At 63.3% G+C, this 3,511-nt stretch carries 2 protein-coding genes and 1 pseudogene; all 3 read left to right on the plus strand.

What is annotated here, in order from left to right; genetic code table 11:
* Window positions 1-294: pseudogene (locus tag ABYV89_RS15595) on the plus strand (ribonuclease J); the annotation flags it as partial.
* A gap of 54 nt (window positions 295-348) precedes the next feature.
* Window positions 349-1,140, plus strand: a complete 792-nt coding sequence (locus ABYV89_RS15600) for an undecaprenyl-diphosphate phosphatase (RefSeq protein WP_432823857.1) — start codon at window positions 349-351, stop codon at window positions 1,138-1,140.
* A gap of 12 nt (window positions 1,141-1,152) precedes the next feature.
* Complete coding sequence (locus ABYV89_RS15605; RefSeq protein WP_432823858.1) at window positions 1,153-3,435, plus strand: DNA translocase FtsK; 2,283 nt, start codon at window positions 1,153-1,155, stop codon at window positions 3,433-3,435.
* Window positions 3,436-3,511 lie beyond the last annotated feature (76 nt).

Genomic DNA, 3,511 nt, shown 5'->3' on the forward strand with positions numbered 1-3,511 from the left:
CGCCACCTGGGCAACCACGGCATGGTGGTGGTCTTTCTGGCGATCAACCAGAAAACCGGCGGGATCCTCTACGGCCCGGAGATCCTCACCAAGGGGTTCGTCCCCGAAGAGGAAAGCGCCGAGTTTCTCGAACAGGCCCGCCAGACCGTCCGCGAAACCCTGGCCGAGCACAGTCTGGCGGCGATCAGCGACTGGGAAGAGCTGCGGGTCGAAGTCCGTAAGGGGCTGCGCCGCTACTTCAACCGCACCATCGAACGCCGGCCGATGATCATGCCGGTGATTCTCGAATTGTAGGGGCGAACCGCGCGTTCGCCCCTGCGACATATTTTGACGTAACCAAGGGATAGTATGAACCTGCTGCATGCGATTTTTCTCGGCCTCATCCAGGGCCTCACCGAATTCCTGCCGGTTTCCTCTTCGGGCCACCTGGCCATCGCCCAGCATTTTCTGCCGGGCTTCGACCAGCCCGGGGTGCTCTTCGACGTAATGCTACACCTGGGCACCATGCTGGCCGTTATTCTCTATTTTCGCCGCGAGGTCGAAAACCTGCTCACTTCCCCTTTCCGCCAGGGGGAAGACGCCAGGCTCTACCGCCGGCTGCTGACGCTGCTGCTGGCCGGCTCGGTGCCGACTGCGATAATCGGCCTGACCTTTAAGGATTTTTTCGAAAGCCTGTTTGAAAACATCCCGCTGGTCGCGGTGATGCTGCTGGTGACCGGCACCCTGCTGTTCATCTCGGAAAAATTCCGCCGCGGCCGCCGCAAGGAAGGGGAGCTGAACCTGGTCGACGCGCTGCTGGTCGGCACGGTGCAGGGCTGCGCCATCATCCCCGGCATCTCGCGCTCCGGCTCGACTATCGCCGCCCTGCTGCTGCGGGGCGTCGACGGCGAAACGGCGGCCCGCTTCTCCTTTCTGCTGGCGCTGCCGGCGGTGTTCGGCGCCGCCCTACTGTCGCTGCGCCACCTGCAGGACATTCCGGCCGGCGAAATCCCGCTGTACCTGGCGGGCACCGGCGTCGCCTTTGCCGCCGGCATGCTCTCCATCCATTGCCTGCTGGCCGTCATCCGCCGGCGCCGACTGTTCGCCTTCGCCGTCTATTGCTGGCTGGCGGGCACCGTCGTTTTTGCCATTACCTTTTAAACGGAATCGATGATGAGCGAAACCAAACCGCCTCTGATCCGGGAACACCTGAAAAAAGAAATCGCCGGGGTCTTCTGGCTGGCGAGCGGCGTCTTCATCCTGCTGAGCCTGCTCTCCTTTCACAACGACGACCCGTCGTTCAACAACAACCTGCCGACCGCCGCCGTGCATAACTGGGGCGGAGTGGTCGGGGCCAACCTGGCCGACCTGATGATCCAGCTGCTCGGCATCGTCTCCCTCATCCTTCCCTTCGCCTGCTTTCTCTTTGCCTGGCGGCTGCTCAAATTCCGCTCGGTCAAGGTGCGGGTCTACAAAGGCTTCGCCCTGTTGGTGCTGATGCTTTCGCTGGCCGGGCTGATCGCCCTCAAATTCAAGGAGATCCACTTTTTCGGCCAGCGCATCAGCGAAGCCGGCGGCGGCGCCGGACGCATCCTGGCAGAGTCGCTGTCCCGCTACCTGAACCTCACCGGGGCCACCATCTTCCTGCTCGTCTTTTTCCTGGTGTCGCTGATGCTCAGCGCCCGGTTTTCCTTTGTCCTCTTTCTTGAAGGGGTTTTCTCCTTACTCGGCACCCGGCTGGAAAGAGGTCGGGAAAACCGCGCTGCCCGCCGGCAGCAGCGGGCCCGGCAGCGCAAGGAACGGCCGGAAAAGGCCCCGATCATCGTCTCGCCCGAGCCGAGAATGCTGCTCGAACCGGCCAAGGCGTTGTCCAAAAAGAAAAAAAAGACGGAAACGCCGCCGGCTCAGGAGGCCTTCGACTTTCTCGAGCCTTCGGGCAGCTACCACAAACCGACCCTGTCGCTGCTCGACCACGAAGGGGAGGCCCCGCCACCGGTCGACCGGGAGGCGCTGATGGCCAACGCCAAGATCCTCGAGAGCAAGCTCAAGGATTTCAACGTTGACGGCGAAGTGGTCGAGGTCAAGCCGGGCCCGGTGGTGACCATGTACGAATTCTCCCCGGCTCCGGGAGTCAAGGTGAACAAGATTGCCGGCCTCTCCGACGATCTGTCGATGGCCCTGCGCGCCCTGTCGATCCGCATCGTCGCGCCGATTCCGGGACGCGGCGTGGTCGGCATCGAGATCCCCAACAAGGAGCGGGAAACAGTCTACCTGAAGGAGATCTTCGAGTCGGAAGAATTCCAGAAGACCGGCGGCAAGCTGCCGATGGCCCTGGGCAAGGACATTTTCGGCCACACCGTGGTCTCCGACCTGGCCAAAATGCCCCACGTGCTGGTGGCCGGCTCCACCGGCAGCGGCAAGTCGGTCTCGATCAACACCATGATCCTCTCCCTGCTCTACCGCGCCACCCCCGAAGACGTGCGCATCATCATGGTCGACCCGAAGATGCTCGAACTCTCCATCTACGAGGGGATCCCCCACCTGCTGCTGCCGGTGGTGACCGACCCGAAAAAGGCGAACCTGGCCCTGGCCTGGGCGGTGCGCGAGATGGAACGCCGCTACAAGCTGATGTCCAACAAGGGGGTCCGCAACATCGAGGGGTACAACCGCAAGATCGCCAAGGAGTCGACCGAGAGCGAAAAGGCCCCGCCCTCCCCGCCGATCGACGCGGACGGGTTTATCGAGGAGGACCTGCCGGAGATCGAGGTCGCCGAGGGGGAAGAGCTCGATCATGGGCATCTCCCCTACATCGTGGTGATCGTGGACGAGCTGGCCGACCTGATGATGGTCGCAGGCCGGGAGATCGAGGAGTCGATCGCCCGCCTCGCCCAGATGGCCCGCGCCGCGGGAATCCACCTGATCCTGGCCACCCAGCGCCCCAGCGTCGACGTCATCACCGGCCTGATCAAGGCGAACTTTCCCACGCGCATCTCCTTCAAGGTCTTCTCCCGCATCGACTCGCGCACCATCCTCGACCAGATGGGGGCCGAAGCGTTGCTCGGGATGGGGGACATGCTCTTTCTCCCCCCCGGGACCGGGGCACTCACGAGGGTTCACGGCGCCTTTGTTTCCGAGCTGGAAGTGCAGCGCGTGGTAGACTTCCTCAAGAAGCAGGGGGAGCCGGAGTACGACAAGTCGATTCTCCAGGCCCCCGCAGGAGGCGAAGGCGGTTCGGGGGGAGACGACGAGGGGTACGACGAGAAGTGGGACGAGGCGCTGGCCCTGGTGGCCGAGACGAAGCAGGCATCGATCTCCGGCCTGCAGCGCCGCCTGCGGGTCGGCTACAACCGCGCCGCGCGCATGATAGAGAAGATGGAGCAGGAGGGGATCGTCGGACCCTCCGACGGCACCAGCAAGCCGCGCGAGGTCTTCATCAACCATATTCCGAACCCCTGAAAATCCCGCGTTCGACGTTCGACGTTCGACGTTCGACGTTCGACGTTCGACGTTCGACGTTCGACGTTCAACGTTC

The organism is Trichloromonas sp. (genome assembly GCF_041583255.1).
GTDB lineage: Bacteria > Desulfobacterota > Desulfuromonadia > Desulfuromonadales > Trichloromonadaceae > Trichloromonas.